Raw genomic sequence first — 23,903 nt, forward strand, 5'->3', positions numbered from 1 at the left:
CGGTTTCCCGGCCCGTATTCAGGTTACTGGCAGGACGTGCAGTCGGGGTTCGTCACCGAGCAGAGCCCAGCCCCCACTTCCGCTTCCATCATGTCCTGAGCGGGCGCTTCAGCCGGCGCATCGACCGTCTTCGCTTGCTCTGCGCTCTGCGTGCGGAGGTAGTAGGTCGTCTTCAGGCCCAGCTTCCACGCGAGCATGTAGAGGGCCGACAGATCCTTGCCCTTCGTGCCGGCCTTAATCCAGATGTTCGTGGATTGCGCTTGATCGATCCATTTCTGCCGGCGGGCCGCAGCCTTCACGATCCACGTAGGGTCAATTTCGAACGCGGTCTTGATCGTGTCCGAGAAGCGCAGCGACGGCGCGATCACGAGGAACTTGCCGCCCATGTTCTTCTTGGACGAGAAGCGCTCGAAGTTCGGCTCGATACAGGGTGATGCGCCCACGATGTTGCTGATCGTCGCGGTCGGCGCAATCGCCATCGTGTTGCTGTTGCGCATCCCATACGACATGACGCGGTTGCGGAGCTCGACCCACTTTCCGGGCATCGTCATCGACTGGTCACGCGCCGTGTGGATCGGAAGAATGCCCTGCGACCACTTCGAACCCTCGAACGTGCTGTATGCGCCGCGCTCGACAGCCAGGTCACACGACGCGCTGATTGCTTCATACGACAGCCGCTCCAACAGCTCGTCGTTTAGATCGAGGCAGGCATCCGACTCCCAATCGATGCCCTTCTGCGCCATCAGGTCGGACAAACCCATCAGCCCCAGGCCCACCGGGCGGTGCCGCATGTTGGCTGCCCTCGCCCGGTCGCTCGGGTAGAAGTTGATATCGATCACGTTGTCGAGCATCCGCATGCCGGTCTTGATGACGCGGTGAAACAGCCTCGGGTGGTCGAACGGGTTGACGCGGCCGACGTTAACCGAACCGAGGTTGCACACGAACGTCTCGTCTTCCGAGTTGTTCAGAACGATCTCGGTGCAGAGATTCGAGTTGTGGACCACACCAACGTGTGACTGCGGATTCCGACGATTGCACTCGTCCTTCCACGTCATCCACGGGTTACCCGTCTCGAACAACGCCGTCAGCATGTCGCGCCAGAGCTTGATCGCTTCAACCTCGCCAACGTATGCGCCGGCCGCCTCCAGCTCCTCGTAGCGCGCCTTGAACGCATCGCCATAGAGCTCATGCAGGTCCGGGTGCTGCGACGGATCGAAGAAGCGCCACATGCCGCGGGCTTCGACTCGCTCCATGAACAGGTCGGGGATCCAGTTGGCCGGGAAGATATCGTGGGCACGCTCGTGCTCGTCGCCCGTGTTCTTGCGCAGCAGTAGGAACTTCGGCAGGTCCGGGTGCCAGGTTTCCAAATACGGCGCGAAGCTGCCCTTGCGCTTACCGCCCTGATTCACGGCGACCGCGGTGTCGTTGTAGACCTTCAGATAGGGGACGACGCCCGAGCTTTTTCCATTCGTGCCCTTTATGTGGGCGCCGGCGCCGCGAACCGGGGTCCAGTCCGTGCCGATGCCGCCGGCATACTTCGACAACAGCGCGCATTCCGTGATCGCGCCATAGATCGAATTGAACTCGTGCTCGCCCTCGTCGGCGACGATCGAGTCGCCCACCTTGTTGCCGTAGCAAGACGACATTTGCTGATGCAGCGTGGCGGAGTTGAACAGCGTCGGCGTCGACGACACGAAGTAGAACTGCGACAGCACGTGATAGAACTCGATCGCGCGCTCGGTCGGATCGTCTTCGCGCAATGCGAGGCCCATCGCGACACGCATCCAGAAATGCTGCGGCATTTCGAGAATGCGGCCGTCAGGCGTCTCGCGGATGAAGTAGCGATCCGCGAGGGTCTGCAAACCCAGATAGTCGAACAGGTCATCACGGTCCGGGCAAATTGCCGCGTCGAGCGCCTCCAAGTCAAAACGGCCGTCGATCAGATCCGGGGAGAGCTTCTGCGCACGCACGGCCGAAGCAAGATATCCCGCGAGGCGCGGATAGTGAATCGAGTTGTGCGATTCCTTGAAGATCTGCTGCTTCAGGAGGCGGGCCGCTACGAACGTGTAGTCCGGGGCTTCCGTGCTGATGAGGCCAGCCGCGGCGAGGATCGTCGCGCGGTGAATGTCGGCGGTCGAGATACCGTCGAAGAACATTTGGCCGATGCTGGTTTCCAGCTCCGACTGCGAGACGTTCAGGCCGGCGCAGGCCCAAGCAGTTGCTTTTTGGATCTTCTCGATCTGGAGCGGCTCGCGGGAGCCATCACGCTTTACGACTTCTTGCATGCTGTATCTATTCGTTGGAGAAGGAGGGTCTGGGAGTATAAGTCAGCGTTAACTTATCTTCCAGACCAAATAAAAAGTCGCTGAGCGACCCTTGATTTCAGTGTAGTTTGGCGGGGCTGCTTTACGCTGCGAGCAGCGACCGGCGCATCGCGATCATCTGTTCGAAGTCGCGTGTCTCGATGCCCGCATGAATCGCGGCAACCGCGTCCGCCAAGTGCTCGTTGCTCTTCGTGAGCACGGGCTTACCGCGCAGGGTGCGGGTCTTCCAGGGCGCGGCCGGATACTTCGTCACGGCCCACTCGATCATTTCCTCCTTCGCGGCTTGCCGGTGCCCCACTGCTGCCATCTTCACGTCCATCGGGAAGACCTCGATGATCGGGATCGGACAGCTCGCAAGCACGCCGACGACGAAGCCGGCGTTGAAGATCGCGTTGTTGTATTTGGCGGCGTTCCCCAGCGGGATTTCGGAGAACGCGACATGAGCGCGCCCTTGCAGTGCTTTGAGCATGCCCTCGCGCACCTCATAGGCGCGTCGGAGATCGTCCGACACCTTCTTCACCTGCTTGGTCGAATCGGGCTCCGTTTCGACCAGGATCAGGTCAGTGACCTTGAGTTCCATGTTGTCGATGTCCAGGTCCGCGAGTGCGATCCCGAAGTTGCTCATCGACGGGTCCAGTCCCGCCACCTTGATGATGCTGCTCATGGTGATTCCTTCTGAGTGGGTTACCAGCTTGCGAACGCAGGGTCAGCCATCTGAGCACTGCGCTCAGCTGCCTTCGCGGCGACGACCGCTGCGTCCATGTTTTCGATTGCCTCGCCGATGCTGCCGCCGGCACACGAGTCGGCGAACGCCTTGAAGCCATTCAGGCCGTCACACGCCTCGTTGAGCGGCATTTCCATGAACGACCAGTCGACCGGCACACGGGACTTGAACACCCCGATCACATCGCCCCGTTTGCCTGCGTATGCCGACGAGAACGAGAACGCCTCGTCGCCAATGAATGCCTTCTTCTTGTATTGCCCCTGACGCGTCTTGATCGTCAGCGTTGCCGGCCCGGACAGCTTGAAACCGTCTGCGGGCTGAAATACCCGCCGAGCCTCGTCACAGAACATCGCGGCCAACTTCACCGCTTGTGCTTGCTTGTCTTCCATCTGTTGCTCCTCCTTAGCTGCGAGCTGAACGCCTCCGGGCATAGTGGCGTTCAGCTTCTCCATCGCCGCGAGAATCCCGTCGAGCGTCGGAGCCTTCGTTGTGTGGGTGGACGCGTTCGGGGCCGACACACCGAATGGGATCACGCGTGACACAGCGCCCCCGATACCGTCGACACGCCTCCACTTTTCGTCACCGTCGCAGTCTGGTCGCACCAGTCGGACAGCGATTCGTGGCTGATAATCAGAACGGTGCCCTTCTCCCGCGCCTTCTGCTCCAGCACGGTCATGAGACGCTCGAGGCCCGAGTTGTCGAGCGCATCGTCGATTTCGTCACCGACCCACAAAGAAATGGGCTTGGCTGCTCGCGACGCCACGAGGTCTTGCAGCGCGAGCATGGTCGCGAGTCGCACCTTGCGCTTCTCGCCGCCCGACAGCCCGCCGAAGTTGTCTGCGCCCTCGGCATTCTCCACGTCGATGTGGAACTTCTCTCGGGCCTCGCCCTTTGTCGTGTTCGCCAGCGTCGACCAGACTGCGCTGATGTTCCCGTCCGACAGAGCCGACAGGTAGTCGGACGTGCGGTCGTTTAGGAACGGAGTCACCGTATCGAGGATCTGAGCGCGCACGCCCGCCGGCCCGAATACCTTCACGACGCTCTCCGCGACTTCGGCGGCCTGCAGAAGCGGTTCCTGCGCCGCCTTGACGTCTGCCACCTGCTTCTCGAGCGCTTCGATCTGCTGCTTGCCCATGTCGACGGCCGACTGGTGGGGATTGACCGCCGTCAGCGCAGCCGCAGCTTGCGTCGCGCATCGGTCGTGCTCGTTCTTCTGCTGTTGCAGGACGTTCTTCAGATGTTGCGCCGAGCTGATGTGGGTGTTGAGCTCGGCGACGCGCGCCGACACCGCGGAGACGTCGGGAATCGTCGCCGCGTAGTCCGCCACCGCCTTACCAGCCGCGGTAACTTTTGCTTCCAGCGTCTCGACCTCAGCGCGCTTTGCCTGGTATTCGGTCGCGACCTCGGCTGCCTTCGTCTTCTGATGCGTAATGAAGGTGTCCAGTTCGTCCGGCGTGTGAGGCTTTCCACATTCCCCGCACGGCTTCGACATAGCTTCCGGCGCGTTCTTGATCGCCTCTGTCAGCGCAACAACCCGTGTTCGGATCGAACCGAGCTCAGTCTGTGCCACCGTGAGCGCATGACGTGCGTTGTTCTCGTCGCGGATCAGTGCGTCACGCTGCTGAAGGAGCTTGTTGTGGTCGGCCAGCTGCGCTTGGAGCGAATCACGCTCCGCTATCAGCTCCGGCTCCTTCATGTTCTGATAGGTCGTAAAGTTCTTGCGCATCGCATCTGCGATCGCATCCTGACGCTCGACCCACCCCTTCTGCACGTCCGGCCGCGCGGCCTCGAACTGAGCGTGCTGCTGTTCCGCCTGCTGAAGCGACACCTTCCAGTTGATGATGTGGGCTTCGGCATTCTCGATCTGCTTCTTCGACGACTCGATAGCCGCCACCGCGGCGTCCCGCTTCTTGCCCGCAATCTCATAGGCTTTCTCGAGACGTTCGATGCCGGCAGCCTTCTCGATAAGCATCTTGAGCGGCTTGTCTGTCATCTTCGGCAGGTCGGGCATGTCTTCCTGCCCCGCGTAGATCGCCGCCTTGAACACCTCATAGGTGCAGCCGACGATTTCGTTGATCTGAGACTGGATCTCCTTCTCGGTGCCCTTCTCGATCCGCTCGCCGGCACCGCTGTTGAAGTAGTGATCGGCCGGGTTCCAGACCGTGATGGTCGTCCCGTTCTTGAACTGCTTGTCCTTGCGGTGCCGACGGATCTCATAGATCGACTCGCCATCCTGCACGGTCACTGCGGCGTATGTGTTCTTCTTCGCCTTCCGGTTGATGATCGAGTCGCCCGACTCGCCACGAGCTGTCGACCCGAAAAGCGCCCAGCACAATGCGTCAGCGATCGAGGATTTGCCCGACCCGTTCGATTTCGCCGACGAGTCGTCCTTGTTCTCGCCCATGATCGCGATCAGGCCGCGATCCTTGAGCGGCATGTCGCCCGTGTCGCCCAGCGTCAGGAAGTTGACCGCGCGCAGTTTCAGAAAATCCATTACAGCTCCTCGATCTTGTATGCGACAACGTCAGATGCGTTGACGTAGATTGCCTTCACCGGCTCGGGATCGTTGACGTCCACACGCACCAGTCGATTCTCAGCGCCGGAGTGGTGCGGCACGCACTGGCCGGCGGTGATAACGAGCGGATTCGCGTCGAAGTCCCGCATCCAGAATGTTGCTCGAACGCTCATTTAGACTGCCTCCGCCAGAACTTTGATCGCTTCCTGAGCCACCAGATCGGCATGCTCGAAGCTGCCACTCTTGATGTAGCTCGTCACCGACACCTCGACCGACGCGCCCGCTTTCACGGTGCTTGCCGTAGCGCGAGTCGTGCAAGCGGACTTCACGACGTTGACCTGCACTCCCAGCGCGCCCGCTTTCATGAGCGCATCGCGGATTGCCGACACCTCGGACGGCTTTGCATCGACGACCTTCACGCGGACGTAGTTGCCGTCGCACCGCAGTTGCACCTCGACCGGGTCCATGCCCGCTTCGATGTCGACGAACTCCGGTGCATTGGTGCTGTGCCACTTCACCTCGTTTTCCGTCACGATGAGGAAGCCGGCCTTCGAGCCAACGTCACCCCATGTCTGGTGCGTCAGCGCGCCGATCGACCAGACCTTGCCCGGCACGATTTCCTTGTGGTTGTGATAGTGGCCGGAGAACACGCGCTTGAATCCCAGGTCCGCGAGCCATTCGCCCGTCAGCCCGTGATCCGGCAGCCCCGCGATGACGCCGTCGATCGGCGCGTGGATGATGAGGTCGTAGCTGTCGATGGCGCCGTTGTCGCCCATGACTTCCGCGATGCCCTTCAGCTTCTCCTTCAGGTCTTCGACCCGCTCGATCCAGGGCACCATGACTACGCGATTCTCGGCGTATTCGAACCAGTCGTCCTCGACGTCGATCCACCCGCTGCGCATCGCTTCGACTGCGTTCCCGACGCGGTTCGAATGGCGATGCTCAAGATCGTGATTGCCGGGGAGCAGCTTGAATTTCACGCCGTATGTGCGGTAAATGTGCTCGTAGCGATCGCGCGTCGGGTTCAGCACGCTCGGCTCGATCGAGCCGCGAACGTGAAACAGATCGCCTCCGTGGTAAACCGTGTCACCACCCGCAGCAACCACTTCACGAGCGCACCGCTCGGTGTCGTCCAGGATCATCTTCAGGCGGTTGTTCACCAGATCCTCGCCGACGTGCGAGAAGGCGTTCCAGTTATGGTTGTGGGTGTCGCTGATGACGCCGTATGGCTTCATTTTTACCTCGTTGATTGTGCCCATACGGGCATTCTGAATTTCGATCACTGGATGCAAAACCGGGGCACTCGGCCCCGGTCTTCACAGCTTTGAATCAGGCGGGCTGCGCTTGCGGTTCCATCCGCGCATCGGTTGTCATCCGCGAAACCTGCTCCGCGTGAATCGCGGCAGTGTTGTTCGCTGCCGACGCAGCCAACGAATCGACACGGGCGGACAATTCGGATACGTCGATCGGTTCCTTCGGCGCACCCTCGCCGTTACCGGCTGCCTTGCGAAGACTGTCCTCGAGATCCGCCTCGGTGCTCAGCACGGCGGACAACGCGCCAAGCTGCATCGCCAAGACCATTCCGACGAGCGAGGCAACGATGAAGTGCCCGTGATAGGCGAGCGTCAGGAACAGGCTTGCATCGAACATCCGATACAGGACCAAGAGGTATCGTCGGAAGCCCGGTGCGGGAACCTCGACCGCCTTGACGCCGCCGCGGGCGAACATACGGACGATCGACAGAACCGCGACGCAGCCGCAGAGATACGCAGCGAAGCTCTCGGCGCTCGCGTGATGGACTCCGGCCAGCGGAGCAAACGGGATCGCGAGCAGCATCACGATGCAGAAGAGAAAGGAAAGAAACGAAGTTGCCTTCATGGTGTTCCTGGTGTGTTGAGTGGTTAAAAATAGGTGCTACACATTTATTATAGTCAGTGCTGACTTATGTTTGAGTGTAAAAAATGTGCTTCCCGATCACGGCCGAGCGCTTGAACTCTTTGCTCCATGCCGGGCGCACATAGTTGGCGTGATAGAACGTCGCCCCGTGCGTCACATCAACCTTGTGGCCGTGCAGGGTCTGCCACGCAACCTTCTTCGCGACCTCCCATGCTTCTTCGTCCTTCGGAGCGGCAGACTTGACCAGCGTGTAGCTGTCACCGTTGCGACGCACGCGGCGCTTCGTCCAACTGAACTGATGCGGCTTCGTGACGACTTCACATACCTTGTTCTTGTCGCCATCCGCGCGGTTCATCGTAACCGCAGCAACGGCGTATTGCCCCAGGATGGGTTCAGAGCGGCTCTCGTAATACACATTGAGTGCCAGGCACAAAAGCGCGGACGCTAAAACCATTCGCCTTCCCTTGTGTTGGTTGACAATGTTGAATTGTATCAAATAGATCACTTGCGACTTATTATTGTCGCCCGCGAATCCGCATAAGGTCGATCGTCGCCTCAGCAGGCGCGAGCGACTGGACGAACTGCGAGCGCGGCAAATACCACTGCCGCGCCCCGACCTTGCCCTGTCGCCCTACGTGGTTGCTATAGTTGAGGACGATGGCGCCCGCGTCTTTGTCGGTCATGCGCTCGATGGTGGTCAGGTATCGATCCCCGTTCGTGACCAGGACTCCGATATGCGTGCAGCCCTTCGATTTGATGACGCGCACCGTCTCGGTATCGATCGCCCACGCGTCGAGCTCGAGGAAGACCTCGTCGGGCTTTCGGAAGGCCCAATAGATCGTCATTCCGTTCGGATACTTGCGGATCTCGCCGAAGAGCGCCCTGCCCTTTTTCACCTTCGCGGCCTGATACGTGCCGCAGGGCGACGGCACGTAATCCTTGACCTTCGTTTCACCTGCCATACAGCGCTCGGCGCGTCTCGTCGTTCTCGCCAGTGCCGGCGATCGCACGCTGGAGCGACTCGACCGCCGCTGTGAACAGTTTTGCCCGCCAGCCACGCCCGCTGTAATTGATGGACCCGAGGGCGCTACGGCGCGGCAGGCCCGTGCCGAGCATGAAGTTGCGCCGCTTTTCTGCCACGGTGACGAAGCCACTGCGGCCCGGCGCGACGATGGTCACTGCGTCCTCGACCCCATACGGCTCAACGGTCCAGTCTTCAGGGAGTGTGATCGGAATGTTCGGTTTCATCGGGAATTCGTCTCAAGTAAATAACGGTGGTGAGCTTATTGTCGTGAGCGATGTGCGGCCCGTAGCGCTTCTGCATGTTCGCGATCAGACGTGCGGGCGCGCTCTCCACGTCAGGGTTGTCTATCTGGTTGTGGTTGAATACCGCGTGCGTCTCGGCGAGCTCGCGCAGCTTGCCCGTGAAGACAGCTCCCACCGTGGCGCGTCCGAAGATCAGCATCTTCTTTTTGTCCATCAGGTAGACGGTGTCACCGTCCTTCACGCGGCCCGCCCACACCTTGCCTATGCGAAATGTGTTGAACGGCAAAACGCCGTCGAGCCCTTCGGCCGGCGGCGCAAATTCGATTACGTGATGGTTCATATCGCCTCACTCATTCAGGTTCGAGATACCCTGAATGTAGTGAGGCGCTCCGCGTTTTACGCTGCTGCCGGTGCAGGAACTGCCGGTGCTGCGGTCGGCGCCGGGTAGTGGCTCGGATACAGCATGTGCAGCAGAACCGGCTTCAGGCCGCCCGTATCGACAATTTCGGCGAGCTGCTTCGGCGGGTAGCTATTCCCGTTGACCCATTCGACGCGACCGGTGGTGAGCTTCTTGAGCTTTCCGACCGCGATTGCGTGCTCGATCAGGGAAAGCGTCAGGTTCACCGTCGTCATGCCGTCGTCCTCGAACTGCAGGCGAAGATCGACTTCCTGACGCGGGCGCGCCAGCTTGTTCTTCTTGGTTTCGATGCCCATCAACTGTCCGACGATCTCGTTCTTGCCGCCCACCTTTTGATAGATGAACTTCTTCCCGAGCGCGAGGCGGTGCGTCGCGTAGAACTCGAATGCCGAACCGCCCGGCGTGCGCGTCGGATCGCCATACACCACACCCGGCGTCGTGCGGATCTGGTTCAGGTAGATGATCGTGATGTTCAGCTTCGCCGCCTGCTGGTTGATTGCCTTCAGCGTCGTGGACGACACGCGGGCGAGCGCAGTCGTGTCGTTCATGTTGTAGTCCGTGATGCCCTTCTCGAACACGGACTGCGGGATCATCGCGGCGACCGAATCGAACACAACGACGATCGGCGCGAGCGGATCGAGCTTCTTGCTCTTGCGGATCGCTTCAGCAGCTTGCAGCGCCATCGTATTCGAAGCTTCCCACGTATCCGGGCGCTTGTAGATGAAGAACGGGAACTGATCGTTCAGGCCGCTGCGCACCGCGAACGGAACCTGGAACGTGAGCTCGTGATCCATGAACAGTGCGACACCGCCCATTTCCTGCGATCGGCGCATGATCTGCGTGGCAAGCCAGGTCTTGCCCGAGCTCGACGGCCCGAAAATCTCGATGATACGACCCATCGGAATACCGCCGTCCTTCGGGTTGCCCGAGAGGATTTCGTTCAGAGGCTCATAGCCGGTGTCGATGTAGCCGGGAACCTCCAGCTCTTCGTCGTTCTCGCCAACAGCGCCCAAAATTGCCTTCGCCAGATCGTCTGCCAAACTCATGCCTTACTCCTTGCTGTCGTCTTTAACACGCCACACACCGGTGCGGCCTTCTTCGTCTTTTCGGATTGACACCCGGATACCCACACGGTGTGCTGCTACGCGGATCGCGCTCCTCGCCTTCTCGAGGTCAACGTCGGCCGGTATCAGGAACGAGTGCCCCACGTCGAGCAGCTTCAGATAGTTCGACCACACCACCTGTCGCGGCGGTATCGGAACATCCTTTCGAATCACAATCTCTTCCACTGTAGAAACCTCTTTACGCCGCCCGCTGCTGTCGTGCTGCCCAGCGTTCTCGGAACGGTTCAATGAAATGCCCGTATTCACGTCGAATCGACGCGAACACCAGCCTGTCGCACAGGGCCTGGAACGCCTCTTCGTTCAGCGCCCCCGGTGTGATCGTTGTCTTCGTCGGGTCGGGATGCGGCTGCTCAAGCAGGTTCATGAGACGCATGTTCCGCATCCAGTTCGCCCGAGCTTGGCCGGGCCACGCATCCGTGTGCTTCTTCTGCGCCCTCTTTAGTGCCTTCTCATCCCATTCAGGGTCGGCCTGGAACTGTGCTTCCCACTCTTCCTTCGTATACGGGCTGGTGCCTTGCCAGAGCCGCTTATGAGCCTTCAAGCGGGGAACGAACTCGCCCGCGTCGCATTGACGCCAGAACTCGGCCATCGACCTGAACTGCGCCATGAATTCCGGTGCTCCCTTCTCGCCGATGCCACCGGCGGGCGTGATGCTGTCGCTCGTATCCCCGATCAGCGCCTTGCCTTCGAGGTATTCGCGCGGGCTGAAGAACCCCGTTTGCTGGAAGAAGTCCTGGTGCGTCACGCGTTTTCCATCGTTGCGCGGATCGAACCAGGCGCAGCGTTCGTTTACCAGTTGAAGCCAGTCCGAGTCACCCGTGATGAGCTGGACGTGCCCACGTGCGGTGAGGCGCGGCACGAAGTAGCCGGCCAGGTCGTCGGCCTCGAGCGCAGAATTCGTCATTTGGGGGATCGCCAGATACTCCAGCGACTTCTTAATGAACGGGCCTTGCGCCTCATAGGCAGCGCGGTCTGCTGCTTTCTCGGGGTCGGCAAGGGCGTCCTTGCGCTTGCCCTTGTAGTCGGGATAGATCGCGTATCGATGGTCGGCGCGACCGTCCCACAGAACCAGCAAGTTCCAGCCGCGGTATTCACGCCCCACTGCCGACATCGTGCGCAGGAAGTTGTAAATCGCCTGGGTCTGAAACCGCCCGACTGTCAGCTTGGTCGCTGCATGCGCAGCACGACCGATCGAGTTGGCGTCGATTAGAACAGTGTTCGCCACTTCTCACCCCTGAATGAAAAAGCGGCGGGCTTGTGACCCGCCGCAAGTTTCGACCTGCCTACCGCTTACTGCAGGCCGGCGAGAAGTGCGTCCAGCTCGGCATCGCCCGTCGAGGCGCCCGCAACAGCCGGTGCCGCCGGTGCCGCCGGCGCCGCCGGCGGCGCCGGCGGCGCCGGCGCGACTGCCGGTTGAGCAACCGCTGCAGCCGGTTGGGCAACCGCTGCAGCCGGTTGGGCGACTGCCGGTTGAGCAACCGCTGCTGCGACTGCGGGCTGCGCAACGGCTGCGACAGCCGGTTGAGCAACCGCAGGCTGAACGACCGCTGCCGCTTCAACCGCAACCGCCGGCTGTGCAACTGCCGCTGCCGCTGCCGCTGCCGCGACCACCGGAGGAGCTGCCGCCGCGCCCACACCGCCGATCAGTTGCGTCTCGTCGACTTCCCACGCTGCCGGTGCCGGCTGTGCCGCATACGGATTCGCCGCGATGGCGGCCGACGAGTAGCCAAGCGCCGCACCCGTCGGGGCCGGCAGACCCGCGATCGCACGAACCTGCGTCAGTGCGCGCTGTGCGGCCGCTTCGCTTTCCTGCTTCACGAAGTCGTCCAGGTTGTTCAGCTTCGTCAGCGCATCCGCCGGAACCGGCTTCGACCCGCCCGCGACCTGCACACCGTAGCGGGTGTCCTTACCGGCGCCCGACTTCTCGATGATGATGTCGCAGCCCGTGTTCGGATCCAGCAGGTTCGGCCATTCGTCGAACAGGCTGATGATGCCGCCCACGCCCTTGTTGCCGTTGAATACGGTCGGCGGGATTTCGAGGATCTGCGGCACGCCGGCGTTCGTGCCGTCGAGTTCGAGGACGTTCAGCAGCACGCGGCCGCTTGCCTTCGATTCTTCGATGCGTTTCTTCGTCACGTCGTCCGTCGTCGACGCCATCGCGGTCGCGACTGCATCGCACACCTCGCACGGGCGACCGAACGTGCGATCCGTGCAGATGTAAACCGCCTTCACCTGGCCCGCAGCATCCTTGATGAAGTGCTGACCGAAGTCGTGATAGAAGAGCGGATCACCGTTCCCGCGCCAACCGGGCAGGATGCGGTAACGGTTGCGACCGGCCTTCGGCTTGATGGTCTTTTGACCACCCGTCTCGGCCTTACGCTTTTGGAGGAGTTCCATCAGTGCTGCGGTGCTCATGTAAGTTTCCTTGAACAGTTTCAGTGACAGTTAAGTCGGAAGTTACGAACAGTTTGATTGACGGGCGGAGTGCTAGTCTGCCCGTCTCACATCATAATTATAGTCAGTCGTGACTTACTTTATAGATTAAAACGAAGGCATCCGCTAGGATGCTTGCTGCATCCGCGCCTGCTCTGCGGCGAGCGCACGGTCGCGAGCGCTGGTCGTCGCGTTGTCGGCTTCACGCGCCTGCATGATCCGCAGTTGACCCTCGCGCTCGCGCCGGCGATCCACCGATACCTGCACGATCATGTCCTTGCGCTGCATGTAGGCTTCGCGAGCATCGTTCGCGATGTCGTAGAGCGCGCGGGCCTCGATCACCTTGGTTTGGGCCGCAATCATGCGCGGATCGGACTTCACCGCGTTCTCGACCATCTTCTCGGTCGCCTTCAGGCCGTCCAGAACGAACTTCTTGCGCCATGCGGAATCGAGCGTCGACTCCATCACGTCAGCGGCCAGCTTGCACTTCTCCCACTGACGCCTCGCCAACGCTGCCTGCTGTGCGTAATGCACGAACATCGGCGCCTGGCTGATGACGGCTTCGTCGAGATCGTTCGGATTGACCTGTAGATCGTGCTTGAGCTGCGCCGCGTCGACGAACACGCGCAGTCCATGTTCGTTCGGTTGGTCTGCCGGCACGGGCGCAGCCGGAGCCAGTTGTTCGACAGCACCTTCGACGGCCGGCTTGTCGATATTGCCCACCATCTGCGCCATCTGATTGACGGTCATTGCGGCGGTCTGAGTCATGATCGTTCCTTCTGTTACGAGATAAGTTCGGCGGTTTTCGCCGCCACGGTCTGCAATACGGAATACTTGCCCGGATCGTGATAGATCTGCGCCGGGTTGATGCCGAACACGATCGACGCATCGCGCTTCGGGTCATACACGACCTTCCCTGCGAGCTCGGCGGTTGCCCCCTTCACGCTCGGCGCGAAGAATCGCGCTGAATTGCTCCCGAGCGTCACGATAACGGGCGGTTTCAGGATGTCGAGCTCACGCTGCAGGAATTCACTGCAGGCATTGATCTGCTCGTTCTTGAGCGTCTTCTGGTCCTTCGGCTTGCCGCTCTTCACCAGCGCCGTGAAGTAGCCGTCCTGCGGCGACAGCCCTGCCTCCTTCAGTGCGTTGATGAGCATCGCCGCGTTGTCGCCCTCGAGCAACTTGCCCGCCTTTTCCTCCTGCCAGTTCGGGTTGTCGGCGACCACCATGAACTTCGGCGTCTTACCCACGCGCGGCATCGGGTGGCAACCACCCGACAGCGAGCATTTATCGCAGCTGCGTGTTTCCTCAGCGAGCCGCACGATTTGCAGCAGGGCGAGCTTCTCGGCGTTCAGCGCGCGGTCAGCTTTCACAGTTTCGACCGCAAAACCCGGCAAGAGCTCAATTCGGTCTTTCTGCCGGTCAGGGTGCATAGCCGTTACGCGATCGCCTTCGCACTCAGCGAACGCACCGATGCGCGCGAGCTTCTCCTTCACCGCGGAGTTGATGTGCCGGCCGGTATAGCCGGCAGACTTCAGCGCCGCATCAAAGTCGGTGCGGTTCGCGAATGGCCGCCCCCACTTTGCGCGCGCGTCGACGACATAGCCTGCTGCGTTCTCCGACATGCCCTTGAGCGCCTGGAACGGCGCATACAGCTTGTCTTCGCCGACGATTTCGACACGGGCGCTCGAATGGTTGATGTCCGGTGGCAGGACTTGAATGTTCATCCGGCGCGCCTCGGTCACCAGCAACTCGCGCTTCTCTTCCTTGTCGAGCTCCGTCAGCGACGCGGCGAAGAACTCCGCCGGGAAGTAGACCTTGAGCCACATCGTCCAGAACGAGATCACCGCATACTCGACTGAGTGCGATTTGTTGAAGGCGTAACCAGCGAACACCTCGATCTTGTCCCAGAGCATGCCTGCGGCGCGCTCGTCCATACCGGATACAGAGACGCAGCCAGATACGAACTTCTCGCGCATTTCGGCCATCTTCTCCTTGTCCTTCTTGCCCATTGCTTTCCGCAGGTGGTCTGCTTGGGCAAGCGTGAAGCCAGCAACGTCGCGGGCAACTTGCATCACCTGTTCCTGATACACGATCACACCGAACGTGTCTTTCAACGCAGGCGCCATATTCGGATGCTCGTAATACGGATGCTTCTTCCCCTGCTTGATGGCGATGTAGTCGTCGCACAGCCCGGCATCAAGCGGTCCCGGACGATACAGCGCGACCGCAGCGACCAAGTCATCGAACGTGACATCGCCAGCGAGCGCCATTTCGCGCAAAATGCGACGCATACCAGGCGATTCAAACTGGAACACACCCGTCGTGTCACCCTGCCCGAACGCCTTCATCACCTTGGCGTCGTTAAGCGGCAGCTTCAACAGGTCGATGGTCTTGCCGTGACGCTCCTTGATGTAGTCGGAGGCAAGCTTCAGGACATCGAGGTTCGTCAGACCCAAGATGTCCATCTTGATGAGCCCCCAATCCTCGACCGACCGCTTGTCCCAATTGCACACCGGGCCGCCCGTTCGGGTTTCGACAACCGCGCGGTTCACGATCGGCTCACCGGCCACAACGACGCCCGCTGCGTGCTGACCGAGGCCGCGCGCGGCGCCCTCAAGGTTTACGGCATGCTTCCAGACATCGGGGAACTTGTTTCGGAATTTGTCGATCTCGGGGACCACCGCGGCCGACTCTTCGAGCGACGCGGACACTCCATGCGTGCTTTCCATCTGCTTCGAACAGGCATAGTCGAACGGAGACAGGTCATGGACGCGCCCGCAATCACGAAGCGAGGACGCTGCGCCCAGCGTGTTGTAGTTGGAAATGCCTGCGACATTCTCCCGCCCGAAGTGCTCCACGATATATTCGATGACCTCGTGACGGCGCTTCGACATGAAGTCCAGGTCGGCGTCGGGCAAATCGAGACGCTCCGGGTTGATAAAGCGCTCGAACAGCAGATCGAACCGAATAGGATCGACGTCGGTGATACCCATCAGATACGCGACGAGCGAGCCGCCCACCGAACCGCGGCCTGGCCCGACGATGATGCCGGCCTGCTTCGCCCACTGGACGATATGCTGCGTCAGCAGGAAGTAGCCGGAAAAACCCAGCTTGCGCAAGGTATCGAGCTCATACGCAAGCCGTTGCTTGTATGCCGGCAGCTCGGACGCGTCGGGCTTGTGGCCCAGCACCGGCGCAGAGAACCGCTGCCGCCAGCCCACCGCGCATGCCTCCATCAGCGCCTTGAACTCGTCGTCGGCCATCTTGGGCAGACACGGATCCAGCTTCTTGAACTCGTATGTGCAGGCATCGGCGAGCTCCTGGTTGCCCTTCATCGCGTGCATCACCGGAAGGTCCAGATCCCGCGCGGCAACGACGATATCCGTCATCGGCTTCATGCAGAAGTCACGGGCATGCGGTCGCATGACGCGGCGATCGCCCATCTTGACGTCCCGCGCCTCGATGATGACTCGCATAACATCGAGCGTGTCGGCGTGCTCTTCGTTCGGGTAGAGCGCGGGCCAAGACAGAATCGCACTCATCCCGTGCTTGTTGATCATTTCCGTCGCGCGCTGGTTGATCGTGCGATACAGCGGCGTGTTGAGCGGCACGAGCTCCACGAACACCGGCATGCGGCGAAACAGGTCGACCAACACTTCCTCGTATTTCGTGTAATGGAACAGCCCGTAGAAGTCGCCAGTCGAAATTATGCAGTCCTCGAGCTCGTAGAGCTCCTGCAAGCCGATACGCGAGTGGTAGTAGAAGTATTCCGCGCTGTTGGCCTTCGACAGCAGCTTCATGAGGCTGCGCATGCCGTTGTCGTTCTTCACATAGGCTTTCACCATGAAGAACGGGTTGGGCTTTTCAGCCTCACCGCTCGACTTCGCGGGCTTGCGGTAGGTCGGATCCTCGTAGACGCGCAGCGTGCAGCCGATGATCGGCTTGACCCCCGCTTTCTGCGCCTTGCCGGCGAAGGTGACCATGTTGGAAACGGTCATGGTGTCGACCAGCGCGAGCGAGGCGTAGCCCAGCTCCTTTGCGCGATCCACCATCTTGTCGACCTGCAGGATCGACTGCCCCATCGAGAAGTCGGATCGCGCATTCAGAAAGTGCCGTTGCAGACTCGTTGATACACTCATATAAAGGGTTCCCGGTTAACAAACAGCAGTTTTCCCGACCGCGCCCGGCGCGCACACGATGCGGTCACCCGCCAGTCGCGCGATACCGAGCGCAGGGAAAAGCGCCACCACAATCGACACGCGCGAAAACGCGGTGCCCTCGGACCAACCATAAACGCGGACATACTCCGCGCGCAGCTTTGCTTTGGTGAACCCGCCGGCGAGCAGCATGTCGCCCGCGAGCCGCAGCCACGGTGCGCTCCCATTGCCGAAGGGGTTCTCGCCATTCGCGACCCGGTAGCGCGCCCGCGCGTCCAAGCCGCGCTTGAGCATCGGCTTCAACACCTTGGCGACGCGCACCGGGACAGAGGCGAGCAGAGCTTCTTCCCGTGCACCCATCGTGAGATTGACTTTGAGCGACGCCATCGCGGGCGCCGCGATCGTTGTCATCGGGTTCGATGCGGGTGTCGACTGAGCAGTTACGACTTTTGCCGTGCGTTCCAGGTATGCGAGGTTCGTCGTGACGTCCATCTTCTTCGCCAGGGACATGAGCATCCCGTGACAAGCGGATACGCAACCGCCCTTCTCACCGCATGCGGAACACGTCTTGGATTCGGCGACGAAAACCGACGGCAAACCGTAGCAGCTCGGCGAAGCCATTACAGCGCAACCCCATAGACACGCTCGAGCTCGGCCCTGACGCGATCGCACTCCGACTTCTTCAGGCTCAGGAACCGAAAGATCATGCGCAGCGTGATGTCCTTCGGCGGCAGCACCATGCGCTCGCACGTCTCTTCGAAGAACGCCATGAATTCGGGCGTCTGGTGCAGCAGCAACGCCACAACGCGCTTCGCATTCGGGGTGAGCATCGCAATGTTTGCCAACCGCGACTGGCGACGCTCGAGCAGGCTCTCGGGCGTGTCTGCGTCTTCCTCTTCATCCTGGGACGAGAGGAACTCGTAGCTGTCGCCGCTACCGCCCTCGTCGAGCCCGTCGCCTGCCAGCGCCTCGGTGCTCACCAGACCGAGTCTCGTTCGCTCTTCGATCATGCGCTCGGCCCACTTGTTGAAGTTGTTCCAGCACGACTGACCGAAGTAGGCAGAGAATTTCCAGCCCTTGGTCGGATCAAAGGTGGAGATACAGCGGACGAGGCTTTCGGTCATCTGCTGATAGACGTCCTCGTAATCAACCGAGACACCTGCTTCCGCGAGTCGGCCGAACCCCTTCTTCGCGAACTTATGGAGAAGACCGATGTTGTCGGTGTAGTAGGCACTGCGGGCGGCCGTAGCCGCCCTCGTTTCTGCGTGGGCAAGCATGGCCGGTCCTTAGCTGGTGAAGATGCGCGATGCGACGCCGTCGACGACTTGACGATCAACGGGCGAAAGTTTGTTGATGAAGGCGAGCGTCAGGCCGGCGCGCCAGCTGCCCTTGCGCAGCCCGATATCGGCTGCATCGATCAGGCAGCGCGGCGAGATCGTGTTGCTGATTTCCTTCGACCGATACGAATCGCGCACCATGTTCGCGAACTGCACCAGTTTTTGTGCCTGGTCCGACTTGATCTTCGACCGGTTCACGAGGATCAATTGCTCGAGCTCAGGCTTCATGTAGGTCGCCTCAATGACCATGCCAAACCGGTCGAAGTTCGCAGCGTTCTGAATCTGCGTGCCCTGATACAGGCCCGTGTCGTCACCGGAGCCGTTCGTGTTGCCCGTCGCAACGAATCGGAAGTTCGGGTGTGGCTTCACGACGCGCCACTCCGGCGACGCATCTTTAATAATTAGTGACTTACCGTATTCGAGAATAGGCTGATACACAGCGAGGACGGCCGGCAACCCGAAGTCGTATTCGTCGGCGAGATAGATCCAGCCATGACGCATCGCGAGCGGCAGCAGGCCGGGCTCGAAGACGGTTTCACCGTTACGCACGACCCACTGGCCGAGCACATGCGCTTCTTCGGTGCCGATCGAGTGCTGGATGCGAACGACGGGTCGCCCGGTGCGTGCCGCGATCTGCTCGACGAGCGTCGTCTTGCCCGTCCCAGCGTGGCCCCAGACAAACAGGTTCTTTCCGAGTTCGATCGCCATCAAGGCGTTCTTGAGGTTGTCCACGTCGAAGATGAAGCCGCTGTCGACAGCGGGCACAAATTCGGGATTCGACGGGTTGGCAAAGACCGTCACGGGGATCGGCTGACCGCGTCCATTCTTGCCGGCCGGCGCGTCACCGAGCCCAAAGACTTCATGCAGAGCGCCTGTCGTCTCCCCGTTCGGATTGAGCGCGGTGACATTCGCCGGCATTGCGCTGCCGGCCATAGCGACCGCCGGCGCGGCGCTGCCCTGCTCTGCCAGGCGCTTTGCGATCGCAGACTTCGCGACCTCAGACAGAACCGGCGCATTCGGATACTGAGCCTGATACTGGTGAAGCGTCATGTCTTCATGCTTGTCCTTCAGGTGCAGCTCAACCGAATGGATCATCGCGCCGCAGATGGCGCAAGCGATCTTGCCGTTGGACTCGTTCATTCGTTCCCCCGTGTTCAACACGAAAAATTCAAGAAATTAAGCGATTGGTGAATAATAGAGGTGCCCACTTGGATTTGTAAAGTCACTTTTTACTTATCCTTTCGGGCGTAAAAAATCACTTCAAGAGGAGTCGGTGCAACTCCTTCATGACGGTGGTCGGCAGATCCTTGACGTCGTTCAGCACGACGTGCGAGCGGTAGAACGCCTCCACCGCATCCGAGACGATCCCCAAGCCGATGACGTCGACACCGGATGCCTCCACCTTGCGAACGACCTCCTTCAAATGCTCGTTCAGCGCCGCGCTCATCCCGTTGCACGCCGGCATGCCGTCCGACAGCACCTTGAGGATCTTCCGCTCCGCGCGCTGCTGCATCAAGCGACGGGCGGCGATCTGCACCGATTCACCATCGACGTTCTCAGCCATCATGTCGTCGCAGTGCGCCAACTGCGCGAAGCGGCGCCGAATGTCGGGCGTCATGCGCTCGTTGAAACCCTTCACGATGGCGAGCCGAAGTGCTGAGCGACGCGTGTAGCGGAATCCACCTTCCTCCTCTTCCCGGACTAGCTGCTCGAGCGCATCGCGCGGATAGTCCTTCGTCGTGAACGCGAGCACCTCGTTCGGAATACCCAACTGATCCAGCACCGACGACAGTGCATAAGCTGAGTATGCAGCGATAACCATCTTGCGATGCGACCACATCGACCCAGAGCAGTCCACGAGCAGCTCGACCGCGACGTCCTTCGTCTTGTTGGTCTGCTTGCGTCGAAACACGTCCGAGCGTCCGACGCTGATCCGCGCGAGCGACGGCCCATGCAGCCGGCCCGTCTTGTGACCGCCAGTCCATACCGCGGCCGAACGCGCAGCAACTGCACGCTCGAGCGTCTTCTGGAGCGGCCCGATCATGTGATCGACTTCCTTCTGCATGCGAGTCACGAGATCCTGGTTGAAACCTTCCTCGACCTCCAGAAGCGACACGTCGTCATAGTCTCGCGAGAACAGGGAATACTGCGAACCCTTCGTGGCGGTGCGCGCATTCTTCGACAGCGCCTCTGCAGCTGCCTCGTCGAAGTCAGGCGCCGGCGACTCGCTCAACTCATCGAACAGCGACGTCGTCGGCTCTTCGTTCTCTGCAGGGGCGCCACCAGCTGGCATCGTGCCATGCTCGCCGGCATCGCCCTCGTCTTCGCCTTCTGCACCAGACGCGCCCGTCTCGCCAGAGCTATTCTCGGTTTGCTCCTGCTCTTCGCCGTCTTCGGACGGCTGATCGCCCTGAGCGGCATCGCCACCCAGCATGCCGTCGCCCTGCTCGTCGCCCTGCTCGTCGCTCGGGTCGTCCTGGTCTTCGTCGGTCGCCGAGTCGGCACCCTCTCCCGCCTCTGCGCTTGCGTCAGTGTCGCCCTGTTCGCCGTTATCTTCCGGCGCGGACTCATCCCGAACATCCTCACCTTCGGGGGCGCCGCTCGGCCCACTCTCGGACTCGGCCGTCGACTCCAGGTCTTGCTCTTCCACCGGCTCCGCTTCTGGCAGCGGCTCCGCTTCTGGCAGCGGCTCGCTGCCGCCGCTCGGATCGCCCGCGACCGCCTCATCCGGATCACTCTCGTCGCCCGTCATACCGGGCTCCGGCGGCTCAGACGACGCGTCTTCAGGTGGCGGCTCGAGCGGTGCAGCGGGCGGTGACGGTGGCGGCGGCACTTTGGGTTTCGGCGTCGGGGTCGACAGGCGCTTCTTCGCCTCCTCCGCAACCTTCAGGCTGTCCCACGAACTGTTGACGCCCTTCAGCAGCTTCGCGAAGTCCTTGCCGAGCTTATCGACGACGTCGGCGACCTGATCCCACTTGTCGTCCATGTAATCGATGAACGCCGGCTGCCCGGCCAGCGCACGGAATGCCGGGACCAACAGGATGTTCTTTGCCTGCTCCGGCGCCTCCCGGAGTTGGCTGTCGATGTATTCACGCAGGAAGAAGCCGTGCATCCGGCCAAGGTGACCGCCGGAGCCCGGAAAACGCTCACCCATCTTGCGCTCAACGTAGGTGTCCTCGACCAAGTTGTGCAGCCAGTGGATCCCGAGCTTCTCTGCCTTCACGACCGCCTTCTGGTCCGTAAAGAGAATGTGCCCGACTTCGTGGTCGAGAAAGCCCTGCGTCGCCGCGAGCAACTGATCGTCCGCGTCGTCAGGAATATAGGGAAGGTTCACGCGCTCGATCGCGTGTGTCTTGCGGCTGTATGCCACGTAAGCACGCGTCCCCTGTTGTGTAACCTTCACTGAACGCTGAGTTAACATCGGAACGATCTTGGTGATCGCTTCCCGCAGTATCAGAACGTTGTTGTTTACGCGCATCAGGCTTCCCTCAGGCCCACAATTTGGGCTATCAACTCATCGAATTTCAATTATCACCACCCACTTATGGCAAGTCAGCACATCACCTTGCGGATAACCAGTTGTTGAGCTTTTCTGCGCCATTGCTGGCAACCGCGATTGTGGAGTCGCCCATCGACGAATCGATCAGAATCAGCTGTCCGAAGTCCGGGTGCTCGCCGATCTCCGTTTGCGTGGAACCCGCGTCCATGCTTGCAATCAAACGCAAGTCGACCTTGAGGTCGATCATGGCCGAATACGGTGCACGGATAAGGGTGAGGTTCTCCAACATGAAGCGTTCCTTGAATGATTGAGTTCTTCGTATCGTCCGCATGTTGATAAGCGGTTACTTATATTATAGACCGATACAGTCAGGATCAGACAAGTTTTGTGACGCTCCAGATACATGGGAAGCCAGGGCATCGAAACGACTGCCGATAGTTCCTTCGTTGGGCGCTACTAGACCCACTATAATAAAGTCATCTGTAACTAATTTCTTCGGTGCTAGAATCACCGAACATTCAAGAATTTTTGGGGAGGCTCATCAATGGCAACCAAACAAATTTCAGTCGCCGACTACATTTCTGGCGTGATCGGACTGTCGGGCAAACCGCAGCGACAGATCGCGGCGGAGATCGGTTACGAAAACCCGAACATGATCACGATGCTGAAGCAGGGCCGCACGCAGGTTCCGCTCAACAAGGTCAAGCTGCTTGCAAAGTCGTTGGGCATCGATCCCGTCCACCTGCTCCGCATGGTGATGATTGAAAAGACTCCGGAAGTCTGGGACATCCTGGAAGACATCATCGGCAGGAATTCGACGATCACGCGTTCGGAATTTGCCCTTGTTGAGTATGCTCGCTCGGAACTGGGCGTGATGAACCTTGATTTCGCTGACCAAGAACTTATCGATGATCTTGGTAAGGCGTTTCGCTCGTTCGCGGAACGCAACAAGGAACGCCTTGATCTAGCGAGCAAAGAAGTCAAACGCGGCCCCGCCCCGAAGAAGGTTTCGGGCTCGACGCAGAAGCCGACTTCGTAAGCCCCAGTGAGCCCCGCCGAGCGCGGGGATTCTTTTGTGCTCTGCGCTTCCCATCCGCCAGCGCCTAACGAAAACAAAAAAGCCCGCACAGTGGCGGGCTTCTTTTGATACGACGTTACGGCTTAAACTGTCAACGCGCAAACAGGACGATTGCTACCGCTGCGAACATGGCGAGCAGTGAGCCGGCAATGCCGAACTTCGCGACCTTACGCAGCAGCTCTTGGTTTGCCTGAAGCGTATTCAGATCGTCAAGACGGTGTTGTTGGTGCAGGAATTGCATGTTCCCTCCTCAATTCGCGGCGTAGTGCACCGCGGCAGCCATGACCAATACTACCACGCACGCTATCACCGAAGCAGTGAATGCCAGGTAAGTGCGCATCCAGGCCCAGATCGATGCCGCCGGCGCGGGCGTATGTGGTGTGGCGATCGAACCCAGGCCAGCGACGAGCGCGCCGACTCCTGCGGGAATCAAGATCAACAGGCCAACCCACAACTCCCAGAAGGCCAGGTGTCCACTCGCCGCCCACTTGAAGATCTCGGCTTCCGCGCCGGCAGCCCAGCCCAGCGCAACGAATCCCAACTGACCATCGCGGAACGGCGCGAAGGTATCGGTCGGTGTTGTCGAATGCACGATGGCGCGGCCGAACTTGATGACCCAGAGAAGGAGCAGCGGCGCAAAAGCACCGACGACTACGTTCGATAAAAGCCACCCTCCCCAATCGATCCAGAAAACGAAACTCTCGCTCACATCACCTCACTCAGGACTCGGTTGAAGTCATCGGCTTCAGCGCGCGTATCGACCCATACCATGCGATCGTAGAGCGCCTGTAGCTCAGCAAAGTCTCGACCGAGCGATACCGACTTGACACTATCTTCGAGCCCAAATAACGGCGCTGCGACACCATTGTCGAGGTATTCCCAGAACACGTAGTCCAGGTGAAGATGGCGCGGCTGCGCGCGCACAATTTCCTTAGCGAAGTCGCTGTATTCGCCGCGGAGTGCTTCCTTCCAGCCAAGCAGGACGGCTTCTTCGATCGAGGTGCCGGTATCGAGCGCGAAAAGAACAGCATTGCGACGCGCGATGCTAAGCGGGGCGAGCATGATGCGTAGATCGCCGAGTGTGAAGGGTTTGTTGTTCATGTGCTTCTCCAGAAATTCCGCACATGAT

At 60.5% G+C, this 23,903-nt stretch carries 26 protein-coding genes; 1 reads left to right on the forward strand and 25 read right to left on the reverse strand.

Going from position 1 to position 23,903, the window contains the following annotated elements; translation table 11 throughout:
* Nucleotides 1–23: 23 nt before the first annotated feature.
* From WS89_RS00835 to WS89_RS00935, 22 genes are all read right to left on the reverse strand, one after another.
* Nucleotides 24–2,285, reverse strand: a complete 2,262-nt coding sequence (locus tag WS89_RS00835) for a ribonucleoside-diphosphate reductase subunit alpha (protein WP_059789165.1) — start codon at nt 2,283–2,285, stop codon at nt 24–26.
* A 121-nt stretch (nt 2,286–2,406) separates the two neighbouring features.
* Nucleotides 2,407–2,988 (reverse strand): hypothetical protein, encoded by a 582-nt coding sequence (locus WS89_RS00840; RefSeq protein ID WP_059789166.1) that lies wholly within the window; start codon nt 2,986–2,988, stop codon nt 2,407–2,409.
* Between the two features lie 20 nt (nt 2,989–3,008).
* Nucleotides 3,009–3,437, reverse strand: a complete 429-nt coding sequence (locus WS89_RS00845) for a hypothetical protein (RefSeq protein WP_156440477.1) — start codon at nt 3,435–3,437, stop codon at nt 3,009–3,011.
* A 140-nt stretch (nt 3,438–3,577) separates the two neighbouring features.
* Nucleotides 3,578–5,542, reverse strand: a complete 1,965-nt coding sequence (locus WS89_RS00850) for an AAA family ATPase (RefSeq protein ID WP_059789168.1) — start codon at nt 5,540–5,542, stop codon at nt 3,578–3,580.
* Complete coding sequence (locus WS89_RS33510) at nt 5,542–5,736, reverse strand: hypothetical protein (protein ID WP_156440478.1); 195 nt, start codon at nt 5,734–5,736, stop codon at nt 5,542–5,544. The genes WS89_RS00850 and WS89_RS33510 overlap by 1 nt, the downstream gene beginning before the upstream one ends.
* Nucleotides 5,737–6,822, reverse strand: a complete 1,086-nt coding sequence (locus WS89_RS00855) for a metallophosphoesterase (protein WP_082741737.1) — start codon at nt 6,820–6,822, stop codon at nt 5,737–5,739.
* A gap of 70 nt (nt 6,823–6,892) precedes the next feature.
* Nucleotides 6,893–7,441 (reverse strand): hypothetical protein, encoded by a 549-nt coding sequence (locus tag WS89_RS00860; RefSeq protein WP_156440479.1) that lies wholly within the window; start codon nt 7,439–7,441, stop codon nt 6,893–6,895.
* A gap of 64 nt (nt 7,442–7,505) precedes the next feature.
* Nucleotides 7,506–7,913: a cell wall hydrolase gene (locus WS89_RS00865; protein WP_082741746.1), complete on the reverse strand. Its 408-nt coding sequence runs from the start codon at nt 7,911–7,913 to the stop codon at nt 7,506–7,508.
* 61 nt (nt 7,914–7,974) lie between these two features.
* Nucleotides 7,975–8,421, reverse strand: coding sequence for a hypothetical protein (locus WS89_RS00870; protein WP_059789172.1), 447 nt, complete (start codon nt 8,419–8,421; stop codon nt 7,975–7,977).
* Nucleotides 8,411–8,707: a hypothetical protein gene (locus WS89_RS00875; protein ID WP_059789173.1), complete on the reverse strand. Its 297-nt coding sequence runs from the start codon at nt 8,705–8,707 to the stop codon at nt 8,411–8,413. Before WS89_RS00875 ends, WS89_RS00870 begins: the two co-directional genes overlap by 11 nt.
* Nucleotides 8,676–9,065, reverse strand: a complete 390-nt coding sequence (locus WS89_RS00880; protein ID WP_059789174.1) for a hypothetical protein — start codon at nt 9,063–9,065, stop codon at nt 8,676–8,678. Before WS89_RS00880 ends, WS89_RS00875 begins: the two co-directional genes overlap by 32 nt.
* Before the next feature lie 56 nt (nt 9,066–9,121).
* Nucleotides 9,122–10,189, reverse strand: a complete 1,068-nt coding sequence (locus WS89_RS00885) for a hypothetical protein (protein ID WP_082741738.1) — start codon at nt 10,187–10,189, stop codon at nt 9,122–9,124.
* Between the two features lie 3 nt (nt 10,190–10,192).
* Entirely contained in the window at nt 10,193–10,432 is a 240-nt protein-coding gene (locus WS89_RS33515) for a hypothetical protein (protein WP_179949828.1), read from the reverse strand.
* 13 nt (nt 10,433–10,445) lie between these two features.
* The gene (locus tag WS89_RS00895; RefSeq protein ID WP_059789177.1) at nt 10,446–11,492 is read right to left on the reverse strand and encodes a hypothetical protein; all 1,047 of its coding nucleotides are present in this window, start codon (nt 11,490–11,492) and stop codon (nt 10,446–10,448) included.
* Nucleotides 11,493–11,557: 65 nt separating this feature from the next.
* Nucleotides 11,558–12,682 (reverse strand): hypothetical protein, encoded by a 1,125-nt coding sequence (locus WS89_RS00900; RefSeq protein WP_059789178.1) that lies wholly within the window; start codon nt 12,680–12,682, stop codon nt 11,558–11,560.
* Nucleotides 12,683–12,826: 144 nt separating this feature from the next.
* The gene (locus tag WS89_RS00905) at nt 12,827–13,468 is read right to left on the reverse strand and encodes a hypothetical protein (protein ID WP_156440481.1); all 642 of its coding nucleotides are present in this window, start codon (nt 13,466–13,468) and stop codon (nt 12,827–12,829) included.
* A gap of 14 nt (nt 13,469–13,482) precedes the next feature.
* Complete coding sequence (gene dnaE / locus WS89_RS00910) at nt 13,483–16,842, reverse strand: DNA polymerase III subunit alpha (RefSeq protein WP_082741739.1); 3,360 nt, start codon at nt 16,840–16,842, stop codon at nt 13,483–13,485.
* Between the two features lie 15 nt (nt 16,843–16,857).
* Nucleotides 16,858–17,370: a hypothetical protein gene (locus tag WS89_RS00915; protein ID WP_155753751.1), complete on the reverse strand. Its 513-nt coding sequence runs from the start codon at nt 17,368–17,370 to the stop codon at nt 16,858–16,860.
* A 110-nt stretch (nt 17,371–17,480) separates the two neighbouring features.
* Nucleotides 17,481–18,137, reverse strand: a complete 657-nt coding sequence (locus tag WS89_RS00920; protein WP_059789180.1) for a sigma factor — start codon at nt 18,135–18,137, stop codon at nt 17,481–17,483.
* Between the two features lie 9 nt (nt 18,138–18,146).
* On the reverse strand, nt 18,147–19,337 hold the full coding sequence (locus WS89_RS00925) for an AAA family ATPase (RefSeq protein WP_059609008.1): 1,191 nt from the start codon (nt 19,335–19,337) through the stop codon (nt 18,147–18,149).
* Nucleotides 19,338–19,452: 115 nt separating this feature from the next.
* Nucleotides 19,453–21,567: a cobaltochelatase CobT-related protein gene (locus tag WS89_RS00930; protein ID WP_373558375.1), complete on the reverse strand. Its 2,115-nt coding sequence runs from the start codon at nt 21,565–21,567 to the stop codon at nt 19,453–19,455.
* 190 nt (nt 21,568–21,757) lie between these two features.
* Nucleotides 21,758–21,985, reverse strand: coding sequence for a hypothetical protein (locus WS89_RS00935; RefSeq protein WP_059789182.1), 228 nt, complete (start codon nt 21,983–21,985; stop codon nt 21,758–21,760).
* Between the two features lie 255 nt (nt 21,986–22,240).
* Between WS89_RS00935 and WS89_RS00940 the strand changes: the two genes are divergently transcribed.
* Nucleotides 22,241–22,735, forward strand: coding sequence for a hypothetical protein (locus WS89_RS00940; protein ID WP_059789183.1), 495 nt, complete (start codon nt 22,241–22,243; stop codon nt 22,733–22,735).
* Nucleotides 22,736–22,865: 130 nt separating this feature from the next.
* Here the strand turns inward: WS89_RS00940 and WS89_RS33520 are convergent, their stop codons facing one another.
* Genes WS89_RS33520 through WS89_RS00950 form a run of 3 tightly spaced genes read right to left on the reverse strand, consistent with a single transcriptional unit; the run spans nt 22,866 to nt 23,875 of the window.
* A complete protein-coding gene (locus tag WS89_RS33520; protein WP_156440482.1) occupies nt 22,866–23,015 on the reverse strand; it encodes a hypothetical protein in 150 nt (49 codons plus the stop codon).
* 9 nt (nt 23,016–23,024) lie between these two features.
* Nucleotides 23,025–23,483 carry a hypothetical protein gene (locus WS89_RS00945; protein WP_059789184.1) on the reverse strand — a complete coding sequence of 153 codons (459 nt, stop codon included), beginning with the start codon at nt 23,481–23,483 and terminating at the stop codon, nt 23,025–23,027.
* Nucleotides 23,480–23,875, reverse strand: coding sequence for a hypothetical protein (locus WS89_RS00950; RefSeq protein ID WP_059789185.1), 396 nt, complete (start codon nt 23,873–23,875; stop codon nt 23,480–23,482). Before WS89_RS00950 ends, WS89_RS00945 begins: the two co-directional genes overlap by 4 nt.
* Nucleotides 23,876–23,903: the final 28 nt, after the last annotated feature.

Origin of the sequence: Burkholderia sp. MSMB1072 (assembly GCF_001524725.1) — a bacterium.
Lineage (GTDB): Bacteria > Pseudomonadota > Gammaproteobacteria > Burkholderiales > Burkholderiaceae > Burkholderia.

Excerpts from the sequence above, each read along its gene's own strand:
- WS89_RS00870 (WP_059789172.1), bottom strand. The coding sequence starts at position 8,421 with ATGGCAGGTGAAACGAAGGTCAAGGATTACGTGCCGTCGCCCTGCGGC.
- WS89_RS00845 (WP_156440477.1), bottom strand. The coding sequence starts at position 3,437 with ATGGAAGACAAGCAAGCACAAGCGGTGAAGTTGGCCGCGATGTTCTGT.
- WS89_RS00860 (WP_156440479.1), bottom strand. The coding sequence starts at position 7,441 with ATGAAGGCAACTTCGTTTCTTTCCTTTCTCTTCTGCATCGTGATGCTG.
- WS89_RS00875 (WP_059789173.1), bottom strand. The coding sequence starts at position 8,707 with ATGAAACCGAACATTCCGATCACACTCCCTGAAGACTGGACCGTTGAG.
- WS89_RS00940 (WP_059789183.1), top strand. The coding sequence starts at position 22,241 with ATGGCAACCAAACAAATTTCAGTCGCCGACTACATTTCTGGCGTGATC.
- WS89_RS00900 (WP_059789178.1), bottom strand. The coding sequence starts at position 12,682 with ATGAGCACCGCAGCACTGATGGAACTCCTCCAAAAGCGTAAGGCCGAG.
- WS89_RS33520 (WP_156440482.1), bottom strand. The coding sequence starts at position 23,015 with ATGCAATTCCTGCACCAACAACACCGTCTTGACGATCTGAATACGCTT.
- WS89_RS00835 (WP_059789165.1), bottom strand. The coding sequence starts at position 2,285 with ATGCAAGAAGTCGTAAAGCGTGATGGCTCCCGCGAGCCGCTCCAGATC.
- WS89_RS00865 (WP_082741746.1), bottom strand. The coding sequence starts at position 7,913 with ATGGTTTTAGCGTCCGCGCTTTTGTGCCTGGCACTCAATGTGTATTAC.
- WS89_RS00840 (WP_059789166.1), bottom strand. The coding sequence starts at position 2,988 with ATGAGCAGCATCATCAAGGTGGCGGGACTGGACCCGTCGATGAGCAAC.
- WS89_RS00880 (WP_059789174.1), bottom strand. The coding sequence starts at position 9,065 with ATGAACCATCACGTAATCGAATTTGCGCCGCCGGCCGAAGGGCTCGAC.
- WS89_RS00855 (WP_082741737.1), bottom strand. The coding sequence starts at position 6,822 with ATGGGCACAATCAACGAGGTAAAAATGAAGCCATACGGCGTCATCAGC.
- WS89_RS33510 (WP_156440478.1), bottom strand. The coding sequence starts at position 5,736 with ATGAGCGTTCGAGCAACATTCTGGATGCGGGACTTCGACGCGAATCCG.
- WS89_RS00925 (WP_059609008.1), bottom strand. The coding sequence starts at position 19,337 with ATGAACGAGTCCAACGGCAAGATCGCTTGCGCCATCTGCGGCGCGATG.
- WS89_RS00905 (WP_156440481.1), bottom strand. The coding sequence starts at position 13,468 with ATGACTCAGACCGCCGCAATGACCGTCAATCAGATGGCGCAGATGGTG.
- WS89_RS00920 (WP_059789180.1), bottom strand. The coding sequence starts at position 18,137 with ATGCTTGCCCACGCAGAAACGAGGGCGGCTACGGCCGCCCGCAGTGCC.
- WS89_RS00850 (WP_059789168.1), bottom strand. The coding sequence starts at position 5,542 with ATGGATTTTCTGAAACTGCGCGCGGTCAACTTCCTGACGCTGGGCGAC.
- WS89_RS00935 (WP_059789182.1), bottom strand. The coding sequence starts at position 21,985 with ATGTTGGAGAACCTCACCCTTATCCGTGCACCGTATTCGGCCATGATC.
- WS89_RS00950 (WP_059789185.1), bottom strand. The coding sequence starts at position 23,875 with ATGAACAACAAACCCTTCACACTCGGCGATCTACGCATCATGCTCGCC.
- dnaE (WP_082741739.1), bottom strand. The coding sequence starts at position 16,842 with ATGAGTGTATCAACGAGTCTGCAACGGCACTTTCTGAATGCGCGATCC.
- WS89_RS00885 (WP_082741738.1), bottom strand. The coding sequence starts at position 10,189 with ATGAGTTTGGCAGACGATCTGGCGAAGGCAATTTTGGGCGCTGTTGGC.
- WS89_RS00915 (WP_155753751.1), bottom strand. The coding sequence starts at position 17,370 with ATGTCCCTGGCGAAGAAGATGGACGTCACGACGAACCTCGCATACCTG.